Source organism: Pseudomonas frederiksbergensis (assembly GCF_003732705.1).
Lineage (GTDB): Bacteria > Pseudomonadota > Gammaproteobacteria > Pseudomonadales > Pseudomonadaceae > Aquipseudomonas > Aquipseudomonas frederiksbergensis_F.
Map to the genome: position 1 here is coordinate 39816 of NZ_MOBR01000045.1, position 16860 is coordinate 56675.

Genomic DNA, 16860 nt, shown 5'->3' on the forward strand with positions numbered 1-16860 from the left:
CCTGCACTCAAAGGCTCGTCGGCTTGTTTGCCGGGTTCAGGGCGGCGCCGCGATAATCATCCGTTGAGCCCAAAGGTTCAAGTTGATCGGCTTGCGCGTGGTAGTCGCGATACCCCTGGCGCGCCAATTGCTGATTTTGTGAACCTGCTTCGCCGCTGACTTCCTTAGGCTCGATCTCGAAGCGATGACCGTTCACCAGTTCAACTGCATAAGTCTGGGTGCCTGGGACGTGATCAAACTTGATCACGCCGTCTTCGCCGGTCAGGCCTTCCTGAATCACGGCGCCATCGGCGAACAGCGTATAGGGTTCATCTTCGTACCCGGGATGACCGGGCACCGCACTGATGGTTGCGCTGAGTTTGTGAATGACTTCCGGCGCCGGTTGTGACTCGCCACGCTCGGGGACTTCGCCTGCCTTGTCAGAAGCGGCGGGCAGGGGCACCAGCGGCAAGAGCGCGGCGTTTCCGGTCCCGACACCCGGCGCCCCTCCGGCATTCAATTTGATGACCGGCCCCACCACGGTTATGCCTCCCGCATCCAGCTTGATGAAACTCCCGCCGGCTTTCACGGTGAGTTCCATACCTGCTTCGATGACCATCTTTTGCCCGGCCTTGAGATGGATTTCCTTGCCCGCCGCCATCAATTGCGCGGTACCCAGTTTGATGTGCTGGTTTTGGCCGACCACCAAGTGATCGTCAGCTTTCACCTCCACTTTGCGGTCCGCAACCGTGGTGCGATGTTCTTCAGCCTTGAGCTCGGTGTAAGTGTTCTTCTCCACCGTATCGTGCCGCTCATTGCCCACCCGAATCTTCTGATCATGCTCAACATTTTCATCCCAATCCCGCTGGGCATGCAGGTAGATTTGTTCCGCACCTTTCTTGTCTTCAATCCGCAGTTCGTTGTACCCGCCGCCGCCCGGTGAGCTCAGGGTTTTGAACACGGTGCGGGTTTTGTTGGCCGGGAGCTCGTAGGGAACCTGGTTTTCCTTGTGGTACAGGCACCCGGTCACCAGTGGCTGATCGGGGTCGCCTTCGAGGAAGGTGACGAGGACTTCCATGCCGATGCGTGGGATGGCGATGGCGCCGTAGCGGTCGCCGGCCCAACTACTGGAGACACGCATCCAGCAGCTGGTTTTGTCGTCGGCCTGGCCTTCCCGGTCCCAGTGGAATTGCACCTTGATGCGGCCGTACTGGTCGCAGTGGATTTCTTCGCCTTTGGGGCCGGTGACCATCGCCGTTTGGCTGCCGAGGACCCGGGGTTTCGGGTGTTGCAGCGCCGGGCGGTAGAACACGGCCCACGGGGTGGCGAGGAAGCGGTTGCGGTAGCCTTGGTGGAAGTCGTCTTTGTTGTCGGTGGTGTCGCTGGTCACCGACTCTTCGAGGACTTGCGGTTGTTTGCCTTCGTGGAAGATTTCCGTGAGCAACCAGAGGTCGTTCCACTCGGTGCGCGGGTGGTCGGAGAGTTCCAGGAAGTGGCCGCTAACCAACGTGGTCTGGTCGCCGTGGCCTTCGGCTTGTTGATAATCCGCGCGGTGACGTTCGAGGGTGCGTTGGCTAAGGAACTTGCCCCGCGCACGGTCGATGAAGCGGCCCGGATAGTCGTAATCCTCCAGATCCGGCTCGGTGCTTTCGCCGTCAGGTTTGTAGGCGGACTCCAGTTGCAGGCGTGGTTTTTCAAAGTCGTAGTCGCGCCGAGTAACACGACCGGTGCGGGTTTCCAGTCGCAACTTGAAGCCCTTGATCACCGGCTCATCAGCGACCAAGCCGCTGCCTTGCACATAAGCGGTCGGCTGGCCGAGTTTCGGGAACACGGTCTGGTCGTCGCCGAACACCAGCAAGTGGCCCTTGGGCGTGTGCTGGAAGTGGTAGTGAATGCCTTCTTCCTCGCACAACCGCTGGACGAAATGCAGGTCGGTTTCGTCGTACTGCACGCAATAGTCGCGATCCGGGCACGGCACGCTCAACTGGAAGTTGTAGGCGTTGCCCTTAATGCCGTGCTCGTCGAGGATCAGCGCGATGATCTTCGGCACCGACATCTGCTGGTAGATGCGCTGGTTGGTGCGGTGCTTCAAGTAGCTCAGTTGCGGCACCAGCGTCAGGCGGTAGCGGGTCAGGCGTTTGCCGGCATCGCCTTGGGCGATGCGGTAGATCTGGCCGTGGATGCCGCTGCCGGCCGCGTCAAGAGCCAGGAACGCCTGTTTGTGCAGCAAGGTCTCCAAGTCCAGGTCGGGATTTTCACTGACCAACTCCACATCGAATGCGTAGGTTTGGCTGATACCTTCGGTGCCGGTAAACGAAAGCACTTGAAGATCGTGCTCAAGATTATCGATGGTCAGGCTGAAATGAGCTTGGTTGGCAGGACTGAACATCTCTTGGTGCTCCTTGATGTGGTGTAGTTCTTCCGTAAAAACCCAAGCTGCCTGTGAGGTATGTGGACTCAGTGCGAGCGGCAGTTTATGAGGCGCGCAATGATAACCTGCTTGAACTGCGCAAGAAGTTGCGCAGTTGCCCGGAGAGAACCAGCACGTGGGAGATTCAAAGAATTGAAACAAAATATTTCTTGGTTTCGTTAACTACCACGCACTCATCCGTCGAACGTCCGTTTCTGGCCCAGAGTGTGTAAAAACGCAGACACCGTTTAGAAGTCTGCGTTGCTACGTAAAATCTGTCAGCGCTTGGCAAGTCGGCAGACCTGAAATTTGCGTAGGAACGCGATTTTCGTTCTGGTTCTGACCGTCATACCTGCTCTAAAACGTTTTTACACAGCCTCGGCCGTTTTCAGCCGGTCATGACAGGCGGAAAACGGCCAAAAGCAGACCTTCAACCTAGCGAGTTTCGTCACGATGGGAACATCACCTGCTTGCTTACGATCAAGCAGTATCCAAACCCCCGGGCGTTCAATGTCGGCAACGCTGCCAGTAACAACATCTTCGACTACCCTACTCACCTGAAAGGTAAACCCAGATATCGACCTGGGTACGGTGCCTTCAGCACACAAACAAGCATGGATCCAGACAAGTTACTTCATTTAATAGGACAGGTTACAAAATGGACGACGAACGATTTGTGTTTGAAGCGCTTACCCGATTCAACTACTTCCCTAATCAAAAGCAGGGCGTTGGCGAGATTCCACCGATCTTCGATTCCAGACGATTCACACCCGAAGTAGTTCTTCGAATCATCCAGGAGCCAGACGCATGCGATGAACGTGCAAAGGACCCAGAGAGCAATAAGGCAGGAAGGCCTTCGAAGGGCTTTGATTTTGTTGAATATGCGTCCACTCGGTATAACAACGTGCCCAGACTTCTAGGAATTCCCCATCCGCAGGCATACGGGCGGCTTGCAAAATGTATCTCTGAAAATTGGGAGCACATGCGGGGAATCTGCGATAACGAAAGTAGTAAAATCAAACCATACTTCCATGCTGACAAACGATTGGTAGTGATGAACTACGACAGCTTTCGAGAGAAAGTTCTGGAGAAAAGCCGGACATCATTCGGCAAGCGTTACTTGGTGAATACGGACGTTGCAAGTTGCTTTAACTCTGTTTATACGCATGCTATTGAATGGGCGGGAATGGGTGAGGAAGAAGCCAAGAGACAGCTTGGGGTAAAGGACAACAGCAACAAGCACTGGTCTAAAGAATTGGATAAGTGGCAAAGGAATACACGACGTCTTGAAACTCAGGGCATTACAATCGGACCAGCGACATCGACAGTCATCGTAGAACTTATACTTGGCGTAGTGGACGAGAGACTACGTGAAGAAGAATATGAATTTGTGCGATATGTTGATGATTATGTATGTTATTGCGCAGATTCATCGGAGGCCGAACGCTTTTTGCAAAAGCTTGCCAGCGAATTGAAAAAGTTCAAGTTCTCATTAAACTTATCGAAAACCAAAGTCGAACCATTGCCCGCTGCAATACAAACGGACTGGGTGGCAAAACTTCATGCCGCACTTCCTCAAAAAGTTGGCGAAGGCAAGAAGTATGACACGGATGATACGATACACTTTTTAGAATATGCGATTTCACTCAACAATCAAACACCGGATGGCAGCGTATTAAAATACGCTATGCAGCAACTAATCCACTTGCTTAATGATGATTGGATCAGAGTTGTCACTGACTATGTGACAAACTTGAGCTGGCATTACCCGCTATTACTGCCCTACTTGGGGATAATTTTTGAAAAGCATGAAGTTCAACACTCTGACTACGAGGAAAGGCTAAACCAAATCATAATCGAGAACTCCAAAAATGGGCGCTCGGATGGAATGTGCTGGCCTCTACACTTCATCGGCAAGCATGGACTGGCCCTCAACACATTAGCAGAAGCGGCGGTTATCAATTCTCAAGACTGCCTGTCAATGTGTATATTGATGAAAATAACCGGCTGGACAGAGAACCTACAACGAGTATTCGAAACCCTAAGCGAACTTGATGTTTATCAAAAAGATCGGCAGTGGGTGTTTCTTTATCAAGCTTTTATCAAGGGGTACATACCCAACCCCTACAAATCGCCCGTATTCGAAATCATGAAAGAAATGGAGGTTGACTTCATGCCACCAGAAGGAAATGAAAGCCTAGCTGAATCGTATTGCACCCATCTGGAATTTGCAGATGCGTTTGAGCCAGAGCATGGGCCATATACATTCGAAGAATTCGTACAACGGCGTCCTGCCTAAAATTATTGAATTTTTTGAAGCCGTGACAGATTGATATTGGCAGCTACAGGCCATGGCTGATCGTCTTCTTTTGTCCGGTTGCTGTCTGTCACGAAGGGCAGCCACCGACCCATAGCGGCCGGTCGTATCCGACAGACCTGCCACATTGATTCGGGCCCTTAGCCGGTGCTGACCCACTGCGGAGCCGAGTCAAGGTAAGCAAACGAGACTAAGCACAACGCAGATTATGAAATATTAAAAGTTGGATAAGTGTTTTTTATGGGGTTGATAGTTTTAAAAAGCTGCGTATAGTGGTGGCGGGCCCGCTTTTAGGCTCCTTAAACAAACTTTTGGTGACTTTATGCTCCCTTATCCTCGTGACCCTGATTTCCCTGCCGCATTGAAAGCCCGTCGCGAGCTGCGCGGCATGAGCCGCGCTGCGTTAGCCCGTGCCGCAGGTGTTCATGAGGTCATGCCCCGTCGTTATGAAGAACCCGATTGTGGTGAGTTCGCCCGTCCACGCCCGGACAGCACTTGGCTAGCGCTAAATCGTGCGTTGGGTTTTCAGATTCCTACGGATATTGATGACTTCATTAGCAAGACCGAATCGATCTACAGCTCCGGATTATTTGAAAGCGGTCCTCTGGACTCGAATAACCAGTGGGAGGACCCGCAAGCGGAAGCTGGCCAGGAGGTAGCGGCTGAGCTGATGCTTAAGGATGCTTCTCTGGAAGACATTGTGAAGTTGCTGCATAGCCGCAACATCGAACCTACTTTTCGTCACCTGATCTAGGGCGCGGTATGCGGGCTGGAATTCACGAGGAGACGCTGCGCGCCATGCTCGAAGGTGGCGCTGTGCGCGAGGTGCTGGCCAGCCAGGAGGCTGAAAGTAGACTTCGTCCGTCCGCCTGAGTGTCGTCGGTAGCCGCTGGCCGCCAGTGCGCTCGCGCCGCGAGGCACTGCGCACCTGGGCGAGTCTCTCTGCGGTCGGCCGCTTTGCCGTCGAGCTGTAATCAGCTTGTACTAAATGTATGTTCGCATGCGTTGCATTTGTAATTGTCTAAGATGTATTCATCTACGGCTTTCCCTGCCACTGCTCCCGCAGTAGCACCTACTGCCAAGCCACCTAAAAAACCGATTACACCGCCAACGAGCGTCCCAACCCCAGGAAACAGTGCGCTTCCTATCGCGGCACCAGCAGCGGCGCCTTCGCCCCCGCCTGCTACTGCTCCTATCCCACCTGCTACTGCTCCAACCCCTCCTGCGACTTTCGTCCCAATATTTCTTTTTTGTGTTTTATCAGAACCACAACTTGGGCATGTGACTGGCATGTGACTTCCTTGGCGATTTAGTTTTTCGTTGGTTGCGAGGGACAGACAGTTCTACGTGCAGATAAGTGAACGCCAGATGAAGCCGATCGAACAGCAGCATGATGCCCCCAAGAATGAAGATCAGGTCTTCAGTTTCGGGTCCCATCTCTCGACATCATCCAAAGTGATCCGCTGATGATTTTCTCTTGCCCACTAGTGATATAGGCTACTATTTCGCCATTATAGTGTCTACGGGCCGCTCTTGGCCGTGGGCTGCCTTCCGCGAAGGGCAGCTCTGGGGCGAAATCGGTCGTTCACCAGTAGTTGCGATTAACCGATAGTTGCCCCGCACGCTACCACTGTCATCATTCTTGAAGAAGGACCAGAAGTGCTTATTAATATTCTAGACCTTCTTGAATTGCTCAGAATTTTCGAACTCTGGGATGTGTGGAAGGACGCCAGGGACGCTACTGAAGGGACCCGACTCTACCGCTGGAGGTATGTCGTTCAGGGCCTCGTTCTTCTGATCGTGCTCCCCGTGGTGCTCCTGCTACCGATGTGGTTCGTATTTTTGCTCTGGAAGACATGACGTTTGCTGTGGCTCATTTCGCTGACGGTATGGAAAACCTCCTCTCCTGCACCAACGTCAGCTATTGGCTAGAAGCAGCACTTGGATCGAACGTCCGTATATGGACTCCCCCTCATTGCAAGCCCCGTTGCTCTGGCGCCCGTGCCGACTGCACACGTATATTCGGCCTCTAAATACGGCATCGTTTCGATGCAGGGCCATGATGGGCTATTCGCGCGCCGGCTCCCGATCGCTTTTTCGTGCTTTTCGCACTTGGACATTCGAGGGTTTTGCCGACGCCGGTTCGACCGGTTTGCCATCGTTCAGGTTGCTTCGCAATCGTGGTTAAGAGTTGTTTCTCTTGTAGAACACGTCGGGTAAATAGATCAGGCCGCTGCCTGATTCGGTTGGTAATCAGTGCCGTGACGCAGCATCGCCCAAGCCATGCGTGCAGTTTTGTTGGCCAGCGCAATAGCGGCCACATTGGGATGCGATCGTTCGGCTAAACGAACGGCCCACTGGCTGAGCCGATCCTCTTTGGATTTGGCTGTGCGTAGCGCCGAGCGTGCGCCATGCACCATCAATGTTCGCAGATACGTATCACCGCGCTTGCTGATACCGAGTAGTCGATCCTTACCACCAGAACTGTGTTGCCTCGGTGTCAGTCCCAGCGAGGCGGCAAACTGTCGGCCATTGGCAAACTGACGGGCATCACCGAGAGCGACGACGAGTGCTGTGGCGATCATTGGGCCGACACCGCGCAGCTGCTGAAGGCGAACGGCGGACGGCTCGTTTGTCGCGATCGCAGTGATCTCGCCGTCGAGCTGTCAAACACGCCCATCCAGCGCACGAAGGTCGTCCCACAAACCATCCAGCAGACGACGAAAGCGTGCCGTCAAACCGTTATCCGCATCCCCTAGCCAGCACGGTATTGCACGACGCAGCATCAGCAATTCCTTCGGTGCAACGAGACCGTACTCGGCGACCAGCCCGCGGATCTGATTGGCTTTGGCCGTCCGCTGTTCGATTAAGCCGGCCCGGATGCGATGCGTCGCCTGGATATCCTGTTGTTCGATGGTCTTGATGGCGACGAAGCGCATGCTGGGACGGCTCATCGCTTCACAGATCGCCTCGGCATCGTTCGCGTCGTTCTTGTTGCTCTTGACGTACGGTTTGACGAACTGCGGCGCGACCAGCTTGACTCGAAATCCGTGGGCTTGTAGCTGCCGAGCCCAGTGATGCGCACCGCCACAACTCTCCATCCCGATCTCACAGCCAGGTTCGATCTTTTCCAACACCGTTTGCAGCCAGCGATCACGCGGTAGGCGCTGCCGCCAGACGGGTAGCTCATGACAATCCACGCCGTGGATCTGAAACACGTTCTTGGCCAGGTCGACCCCAATTCGCATAAGCTTCATGTGTGGACTCCTTCTCACCGTTGACTGTGGTTCGCACTTTCAGTCTGGCACTCAAGATGCCGAAGTGAGGAGGAGTCCATCCCATTGCTTTTGGCTGTGGATTCAACCGGTCGATGCGACAGATTGGCTAAATCTTTCAGCGGGTGTTTTGTAGTTCAGACTTTTCCTTAAGTCAAAGACTGCTGTCTATAGCAGAAGCGATGGTATCCAGTAGCGGATGAGATTTGATCTGGTCAGGATCGTCCATTAGATACTTCAGGAGTTCCTGGCTTGGTAGCGTTTCCCACTCCGAAACCGAGATTCGCTCAATCAGCGACTCACTGTCCTCCAGAAGCTTCTTCAGCGGTTGACTTTCATCGGTGTGGATAAGAGCCGCGATTCGGCGGGCGAGGGCATAGAGCCAGAGGTTGACCTCATGCGCACGGATGAACGATGTCCAATCGACCTGCGCGCTCAGCGGCTGGCGAATAGTCCGAGCAAGATTATTAAAGATCTTGGAGAGCTCACCTACGAGGTACTGCCGATCTGCTGGCGCAAGGTGTGCGCTCAACGTAGCGAGCTCGTCGGTGAAGGCTCCATCCCCATCAAACTTGAAGTAAAGCGAACCGCCTTTGAGCGCAGATTTCCACTGGGTGGTGAGGTCCCCCAGCCACTCGCGTGACACTTGTGCAACGTCGACGACCTTTAGCCCAAGCATCGGGATCAGAATTGACTCCAGGATCCAGGGCGTGAAGTGATGGAGCCTTCCGAGGCGACCACGTACAGGTTGGAGGATGTCTTTCAGCTGTACGTCGCTGAGCGGACTCTCGATCGAGGCAGTCAGCCTGTTAACTAAATGAAGCTTGGCAGAGGAATCGACATAGTTGGCCTCATTGATCAGCCAGCATAACGTGGATTGCCGATCCCCGGATTGGAGCATGTCGAGCATACCAAGGGCATCGACCGTGAAGGTGCTGGCGTTGAGCGCACCCTTGAAAGCATGGACGCCTACCCAGACCGGGATATTTGCTTTACATCTCAAGAGTGCACTGATTTGCGACGGATCCTTATCGAATTCAAGCGACAGGCAAATGAGCCGCAGAGCCTGGTCGACTAACGCACGCCTGCGAAGGTTTTCATTCATTGGACTGGAGCATTCCTGATCCAGCCAATTGACAAGTGCTTGGGGCGCCTTCCACCACAGGATCTTGATGGCGTAGTAATCGCTCCAAGCGATATCGGTGGTTGAATGTCCAAACACTCGTTCCGGATGGTCGTTGGAGAGTAATAGTTCTTTGAGGTTTTTGCGTTGATAGTAATCAATGTCCAAATAGCTTTTTTTGACCTTTGGCGCCAACGCGTCTTGCCGCGTTGAGCTCAGGTGCGCGAGAAGGTCGCTCGTCAGTGGATCCGGCAGTGACGTCTGGCCATCGTTGTAAAGGTGACCGGCATGTGAATGAGCCAATACAAAGCCTGCGGCGTCCCATGCTGAGTGGACGTCTGGGAGCAAAAAACCATCGCTCCAGAATTTCGTTGGAATGTCCTCGAAACGTTTTGGGGCGAGCTTGCCTTCTTCTAGGTTCCCCTTGGCTTGCATCAGATCGTGCAATTCTGATCCTGAGCGACCGGCCAGCTCTGGATCGTCCAACCACCATGCAAGGACATCTCCTGACCGTTTGTGATCCGTGAAGGACGAGCGGTGACTTAGCAGTATTGGATCGTTTTCTTCCTTCGGGCTTTCAGTGCTGGAATCAAAAATGAGCTTTGCAGTGGGCGCTTTCTTGCCGTCCGTGTGCAGAGTGCTTTGGATGATACGGTCCGCTAATACGAAGACGTTCGGTAACACGTCAAGCGGGATTGGGGTGGCCAGAAGCGGATGTTCAATGTTGGCTCGCTGTATAGAGTTGGACAAGTGGTAGCCGGCAATAGGTCTTCCATTAGCCGCTCGGATTAGGATCATCCGGTCGTGAAGTTTACTTTCCGGTACAGCAAGTACCCTCAGCTGGACGTTACCGTAGTAGCCCTTACCCCAAGCAGCACAGCTCGCCAGCAACTTCTGGATGCGGTTTGGCTCACCTGGAGCAGCCTTGGAGTCTTCAGTGGACAGTTTTTCGGTCGTGATGATGAGATACTCGCTGGTCGCAGTGCCAAGCGTGTTGAGCAGGTCGATGCCCGCGTTTTCCATGTACGGATCGATCCAAGCAACCTGAGCGTCATGGTGCTGCTCCAAGATCTTTCGCAGCCAATCGGTCAACTGCAGGCGGCTCGTTCCGCCACTCACCGACAGTGTCTGGAAAAAGCGTCCGTTGGAGGGCTTAGGCAACAGCGAACCTACATTGTCCTCGATCAGCCGATTCTGAGTGACCCAAGGATCATCGGCGTGCCCGCCGATTTCGGAGCGGTTGGGCCGGTGAGCTCGGCCAATACGGCCCGCTGCTTCAAGCTTGGTTTTCTCCTTGTGTGGTACCTGCTTCGCGAGCCAATCCATACGACCGGTTGAGTGAATGGATTCGACGACGTGCATATTCATGTTCACGCTGCGAATGAAATAGGAGCCAGTCTGTAGCACTAGGTTCGATTCCCCGCCGTCAGCACCGACGGCGTAAATTTCCAGGCTGTACGCGGTAGCTACTTGGTTCTTGAAGGTATCGATGGCAAAGATATGGTCTACGGGATACTCAACATCCCTAGGCAGGCGAGTGATGTACGACATTTGCGAGGCACCGTCGCTGTAGGAGTTCACTACCACCAAAAGCTCCGCAGGATCCCGCGTTAGCGGCTCGAACAGTTTCAGCGAAGAGTTTTTCCCTTTGAGCTCCAGCTTGAATTTCAGACGTTCGTTCTTGGTCAGACCGGGCACACAGACGAACTCGAAATCCCCAAGACGCCAAGCGTCCAAGGTACCGAACTCCATGCCCGTATCGGCGTCCAGCGCGTCACACGCGGCCCTGGCAAGCTTAGTCTCAAACTCTTCAGCGGCAGCAAAAAGCAATGGTTTGCTCGGCGATGAGACAGCGCCAGTATTGGCACTAGCAAGGCTCGTCGGACTCAACCGTTTGATGTGGTAAAAATACAAGTCATGTGATGGAAAATGCATCACTGGCCGAGCAGTGGGTTTGCCGCCAAAGTTGACGTCTAGGACGTGTCCAACCAGTTTCGCATCTAGCTCGATATCCGCCCGGAGACTCGCTTCCCGAAGAGAAGCACCATCGAGGAAGCTTCGGACGAAAGCCTTTAGCTTGTCGGCCGACGTATGTAGCGTCAGTGCGTGAGTTTTTACGGTGCTATTCGCGCCAAGAGGGGTCCTGCTGCTGGTCGTACCCGTCCATTTATCTGTACAGAAGGTACCTGGCAGAGAGCGTCCGTATAGAAATTTGACCTCGGTCGTGTTCTCGCGCTCGACCTCCAGTACCCACAGTTGAGTGGCGCTGAGAATGTCGGTGTCTCCGAAGAGATCGTGTAGCCTAAAGTCAGATGCTAAGGACTCGAAGTTGATAGTCATCTTACTTCCTTTTAGTGAGAGGCAAGGTAGCCACCGGCCAGCCTTCATCGGAGCTAAGAACTGAGCGTTGAGCAGATTTATAAGGTGGAGGGTAGATACCGCTAGGCTAGAGCGCATACGAAATTGCGGAAGCGGGAGTACCTTCCACCAGCATAGTGAATAAGGCAAATAGAGATCGGAAGCACGGACTGCGAAGATTCGTTGGCCGAGATAGTCACTAGTGAGAGTCGGCTTTGGGTCAAACCCAACATTCTCGATTGTTTGCTTCTGGCCGGTTGCTGACTGCCGACTACTGACTGCGACGAAGAGCGGCTTCGTACCTTGGAGCGAAACGACCGTATTAATTGTCCACTAGATAAACGCTAGAGAAGCGCGCAAAGTTCGGTCGCGCGGGACTATCAATTAAACTAGTCACTCAAAACAATTAGTGTTGGTAGTAAAGCTCTTGAGCCTCATCTCTCAATCGCATCGATTTTTCGTGATTGGTTTCGCTTCCCTCGTCTTTGATCACCGTCACGCCTGGGATTTTCGGTTTCAGGCTGTCGAGGTACTCCTCCTGCGCCCTTAGGCGCCGCTTGATATGAGCATCCGCTGTATTTTCATTGGCGGAGTCCCGGACTACAGTCGGCGAGTTATGAGGCGAATCCCGATCCGCGCCTTGGGTTTTCGGTTGTCCAAATGATGATGGTTTTATGGGCTGGCCCATGTTGTTGATTTTCAGCTCTTGTAGTTCTGCGCTTCCGCTTGCGGTCCCGCACCCGGAGTTCGAGAAAATCACACGACCATCTGAGGTGGTGCATTTGTACACATCCGCAGCTTGGACAATGGTGATGCAAAGGGCCGCGAGTGCCAAGTACAAAGTCCATTTCATAATGCAACCCCCAAGAAGGCTGGACGACACCGCAAACCGCTGTGACGCTTCCCCTCTCTGAACTTAATCGTAAAAAAGTACAGTGGTATTGATGATAGCCGTAATGGTCAACATTGCTGCCGGACGTGTGCTTTTTATCGGAAAGGGAGAGAAGGCTTTCGAAGAAGGCCCCCTTGGCTGGAAGCTGTTTGTCAGTGGGCTGCAATCTCCCCATAGGGGACATTGCAGATCTGGAATGAAAGTTTTTTTGGACGGGTGGTCTAGGTGGTGTGACCAAATTTTTTGCAGATGGCGTCCAAGTCATCCCACGGGTTACGTAGTTGTCCTGCGTACCCACAGCCGGGCGAATGCACAAACGCTGCACTACGATCAATCTCTTGCTGCAGTGCTTGGCAGGTTCTGCAAGACACCACGCTGTTAGAGATTCGCCAGCGGCCATTCCAATCAATCAGATCATCGTTCGTCGTCATAGATCAACGTCCCAGTTCTTCAGATTCATACTAGGTTGATTGCCCCGCGTAGAGGAGGTTCCAGACGCTCGTGCGCAAGGGTATGGAGTATTCGGAGCCCATTACTCTAGAAGTGAAGTCATCTACATCTTTTGTGGCGACAGGCCATGTTCGCCCCATGATGGTCGCTCTTCATGGGTCGACAGGAGCGCAGCTCATTGAACTGGTTGGCGTTCGGGCTTGGCTACGAGTCGGGGCAATTCTCCAAGAGCTTTGCGGACGGTCACGAGCGTAATTTGGTTGTTTGCTTTGGTGGCAGGGTGCCACAATGGTTTTTTAGTTGCGTCATGATCAGGTGGATCACATGGATGGCCCAGGATCTCGGAATGACCAAGATTTTTTCATAGCTGAGCAGGTGCGAACTGACCGATTGCATCAACTATTTCGCCAATCAGTTTCTGCGGTTTTTGGTAGTTACCTCGCTGCCATCATGCTGTGTTGGCTGTGTTGGGATCGTTTTGAACACAGCGTTGTTCTTTGGTGGTTGGTCATACTGACCGGATCGACGCTGTTGCGCATCTCGATGTTTGTTGCCTATTTTCGCAGCAACGAAAGTGAATGTACGCCTCAACGCTGGGAGCGAAAATACTGGAGCACGCTCGTGTTATCCGCCAGCATCTGGGGGGGAGGCGCATTCGTTGTCATGCCAGCAGACGATCTTTTGTCGCAGGCGTTGGTCATGCTCTTTACTGTCGGGATGTCTGTCAGCGCGGTGTCCTGCTACTCGGCCTACCGCTATATGACACTAGTGTCCGTTGGCCTGGTTCTGTTGCCGTGCACCGCCTGGCTGCTGTTTCAATCGTCCACGATTCAAGTCGGCATGGCACTCTCGGTTTTGGTGTTCGCGTCATTTGTTGCCCGCGCGACACGAAAAATGTCCGAGGCAATGGAAACCGCCTTTCGTCTAACCCGTGAAATGGAACAGGCGAACAGAATTTCAACCCGTGCAGCACAAACCGATGAACTGACCGGCCTGAAGAGTCGACGAGCTTTTTTCGAGCATGCTCAGCAGCTCTACAACGAATGTAAAACCAACCGGTTAGGGTTGTGCGCCGTAATGTTGGACATGGATCACTTCAAGCATATCAACGACACCTACGGCCATCAGGTTGGGGATCAGGTTTTGCGCCAAATGGGTGTGGTCATCAGTTCATCCTTTCGTGCAATGGATATCCACGGCCGGTTAGGTGGAGAAGAATTCGCAGTTCTGCTCCCGGACACCTCCATTGAGGTCGCCGTTAAGATTGCAGAACAGCTCATCCAGACAATTGCTGGATTGATGATCGAGCCTGTTCACTGCATAACAGCCAGCCTCGGCGTAGCGTCAACGGATGCCGGTAATAAAGATCTGCACAGCTTGATGAACAATGCTGATAAAGCACTGTATCGAGCTAAGGCGCTAGGGCGTAATCAAGTCGCTGTTGCTCAGTAGATTTGGCTTCTGGCCGAAACCTTCATCCGTAGCAGGCGGCTTTTGAGCCAAAGCAGATGGTCAGATGCGAAGCGTCAACTAATGACAAATGGGTTCACTTAAAAGCAGAAATGCATCTTATTTACCGTCTGCTGGAGTAATTGTATCAATCCTTTTTTACAAACAACACCGTCCTTCCAAGCTCGAACTGCAAAGTCGGCTTTGGGGTGTGTGCGGTAGGTAGAGCGATTTTGGTTTCCAGCCTTACTACCTATTGACGAGTTTGACGCAACTAAGACTCAGATGATGTTGTTTTCATCAGCACGGCAGGCAGCGGGCGAGCAATTATTTGTAGCTGCCAAGCGTAAGAAGCCAGCGTACGAGACATGATCAGCGTGAGATGCTATAGCCCCTAGGTAATTGGCATTCCCAGCGTTCACGCTGGACCGGAACCAAAAGTTCGTGTTTTTTCTGTCGGAATGCATTCACTCTGCTAGTGATCAGCTACAGTTGAAAGGTCATTTACAGGGAGTGCTCGACAATGGCGTGTCTCATCTGTGGATCTATGGCGATAGAGTTACAGTTAATTTCGCCTAGCCACTTTGTGGAAGTAGATTGTCCAGCTTGCGGGTACTACGGCATTCCAAAACAAATGATTGAGCAGATGTTGAAGCAAAAACAAAAACTGCATATTGCAAGCACCAGGGCTTACTTAGCGATGCGAGCTGAAAACAAGCAGAGTCCTTGGATAACTCCCGTTGATATCAGTATTCATCAACTTTTCGTCATTTCGCCGTTCGATATTGGCTGAGCCATCATGCACTCTATTTCAAAGTGTCTTCGATCTTGCCTTTTTCAGTAAAGGTGCGCACAGCAGATTACGATAGGTAGGTAAGATTAAATAAATCTGCTGCTCGTGGAGAGGGGTCGTTTGATGGCCCATACTTTTTCTGGCAATGGATTCGTTCTGATCAGGATGAAGTTAATAGATTTGAAATTTCTATATCGTTAACTAATTTTTTAGGGGCGTTCGCTCGAGACACAATGAAGATGCTGTTAGAGGGTCAAAATTCGAGGTGAAAAATTTTCATCGCTTCTTATGAGCTATAGGCAAAACAGTTTTGTTGAATACCGTATTCCCCCTGCCGAGGTGGCGGCTGAACTTAGTAATTCTTTTTGTAACTCGAAATTAGTCGTATGCAACAGGATATGCGAGGTCGGCCCACTCCTGCATCATGCTTCTACGCTGATCTAGGTATGTGGCATGGTTATAGGTATCTCGTATCTCGTTAGCATCTCCGTGAGCTAGTTGGCGCTCAATCCAGTCTCTATTGAAGCCTCGATTATTCAGTTCGGTACTGACAAGGTGCCGAAATCCGTGGCCTGTTTGTTGGCCCTTGAACCCAAGATCCGAGAGACATTTGTTAACCGTGTTCTCGCTCATTGGACGATCTGGGTCATTGCGCCCAGCAAAAACCAGCTCGTTGCATCCAGTAAGCCCTTGAAGAACTCTCAGAATAGAAACCGCTTGGGTTGGGAGAGGGATGGCATGAGCGCGGCGCATTTTCATGCGTTTGGCTGGGATCGTCCATACGCCTCTATCCAAGTCAAACTCTCCCCAAGGTGCCGCTCTGAGCTCGCCCGGGCGGGCTGCAGTAAGGAGTAGTAAATGGATTGCAGACTTGGTCAAGAGGTTGGCAGCAGTGCTCTCATCCAGTTTTCTGAGTAGGTTGGGTAGTTCGGTAAAGGGAATAAAGGGGTGATGCTTGGTTGCTGGTGCATGCGCAGCCACAACGTCCAGGTCCGTGGCGGGATTATAATTTAATAACCCCTTCGCTAGCGCGTATCGAAAAATCTGGTTAAGCCACTGACGGCATTTTTTGGCGACATTCAGCGCGCCCCGTTTCTCGATTTTCGAGATTGTGGCGACGAGCTCAGTTCTTTGGATTGCATCTATAGGTTTGTTGCGGAGTGTAGGTATCAGATCTTTATCAAGATAGGCTCGCGCTTTCAGAGCAGATGCGGATGCCCATCTTCCCGCGCGGTGGGCATGCCATTCGTTGGCTATCGACTCGAACGTATTGCTGCGCGACGTTGCATCTGCGCGCTTGTCAGTTTTCCGCTTCTCGCTGAGATCAATGCCTTTAGCAACCATCGTTCGTGCTTCGGCGGCGCGTTCACGGGCGAGTTGAAGAGAGACAACGGGATAGACGCCGAATGAAATACGAGGCTGTTTTCCGTTGATCCTATACCGGAAGTGCCAATACTTGCCGCCGTCTGGCTTAATCCAAAGCGATAGCCCACCGCCATCAGGTAGTCCATACGGTTTGATCTGAGGCTTTGCGTTCTGAATTTGCAGTACGGTGAGCGGCATTTGAGTACACCTTCGGTGGCCTAACTCGGGGTCACCTACAAATGTACTCACTAGCTTTAGGATTGCAATGGCCGTGTTCGGACGTGGAAAAGCAAAAGGCCCGCTAGCAGCGGGCCTTTTGCTTGGTACCAAAGGTCACGTAGGATCGCCTTGGATTTCTAGATGGTGCCCCGAGGGAGACTCGAACTCCCACTCCTTTCGAAAACGGATTTTGAATCCGCCGCGTCTACCAATTCCGCCATCAGGGCTCA

Annotated in this window: 8 protein-coding genes, 1 tRNA gene and 2 pseudogenes; 5 read left to right on the forward strand and 6 right to left on the reverse strand. The window is 52.7% G+C overall.

The window, feature by feature from the left end:
• Positions 1–7: 7 nt before the first annotated feature.
• On the reverse strand, positions 8–2368 hold the full coding sequence (locus tag BK667_RS32505) for a type VI secretion system Vgr family protein (protein ID WP_123600058.1): 2361 nt from the start codon (positions 2366–2368) through the stop codon (positions 8–10).
• Between the two features lie 679 nt (positions 2369–3047).
• On the opposite strand from BK667_RS32505, the gene drt4 reads away from it, so the two are divergent.
• From drt4 to BK667_RS33880, 3 genes and pseudogenes are all read left to right on the forward strand, one after another.
• A complete protein-coding gene (drt4, locus tag BK667_RS32510; RefSeq protein WP_123600059.1) occupies positions 3048–4688 on the forward strand; it encodes an antiviral reverse transcriptase Drt4 in 1641 nt (546 codons plus the stop codon).
• A gap of 340 nt (positions 4689–5028) precedes the next feature.
• A complete protein-coding gene (locus BK667_RS32515; protein WP_123600060.1) occupies positions 5029–5460 on the forward strand; it encodes a helix-turn-helix domain-containing protein in 432 nt (143 codons plus the stop codon).
• Positions 5461–5468: 8 nt separating this feature from the next.
• Positions 5469–5680, forward strand: a pseudogene (locus BK667_RS33880) (hypothetical protein).
• Between the two features lie 1251 nt (positions 5681–6931).
• Here BK667_RS33880 and BK667_RS32535 read toward each other — a convergent pair.
• The 3 genes and pseudogenes from BK667_RS32535 to BK667_RS32545 form a co-directional block, all read right to left on the reverse strand.
• A pseudogene (locus tag BK667_RS32535) lies at positions 6932–7963 on the reverse strand (IS110 family RNA-guided transposase).
• Positions 7964–8135: 172 nt separating this feature from the next.
• Positions 8136–11444 carry a VPA1262 family protein gene (locus tag BK667_RS32540; protein WP_123600063.1) on the reverse strand — a complete coding sequence of 1103 codons (3309 nt, stop codon included), beginning with the start codon at positions 11442–11444 and terminating at the stop codon, positions 8136–8138.
• Between the two features lie 424 nt (positions 11445–11868).
• The gene (locus BK667_RS32545) at positions 11869–12315 is read right to left on the reverse strand and encodes a DUF4124 domain-containing protein (RefSeq protein WP_123600064.1); all 447 of its coding nucleotides are present in this window, start codon (positions 12313–12315) and stop codon (positions 11869–11871) included.
• A gap of 813 nt (positions 12316–13128) precedes the next feature.
• Here BK667_RS32545 and BK667_RS32550 point away from each other — a divergent pair.
• Together BK667_RS32550 and BK667_RS32555 are read left to right on the forward strand one after the other, a co-directional pair.
• Positions 13129–14256, forward strand: coding sequence for a GGDEF domain-containing protein (locus tag BK667_RS32550; RefSeq protein WP_123600065.1), 1128 nt, complete (start codon positions 13129–13131; stop codon positions 14254–14256).
• 520 nt (positions 14257–14776) lie between these two features.
• Complete coding sequence (locus BK667_RS32555) at positions 14777–15046, forward strand: hypothetical protein (protein WP_123600066.1); 270 nt, start codon at positions 14777–14779, stop codon at positions 15044–15046.
• A gap of 378 nt (positions 15047–15424) precedes the next feature.
• On the opposite strand, the gene BK667_RS32560 is transcribed toward BK667_RS32555, so the two are convergent.
• Both BK667_RS32560 and BK667_RS32565 read right to left on the reverse strand, forming a co-directional pair.
• Positions 15425–16609 carry a tyrosine-type recombinase/integrase gene (locus tag BK667_RS32560; protein ID WP_123600067.1) on the reverse strand — a complete coding sequence of 395 codons (1185 nt, stop codon included), beginning with the start codon at positions 16607–16609 and terminating at the stop codon, positions 15425–15427.
• A 163-nt stretch (positions 16610–16772) separates the two neighbouring features.
• Positions 16773–16857: transfer RNA gene (locus BK667_RS32565), tRNA-Leu, on the reverse strand.
• Positions 16858–16860 lie beyond the last annotated feature (3 nt).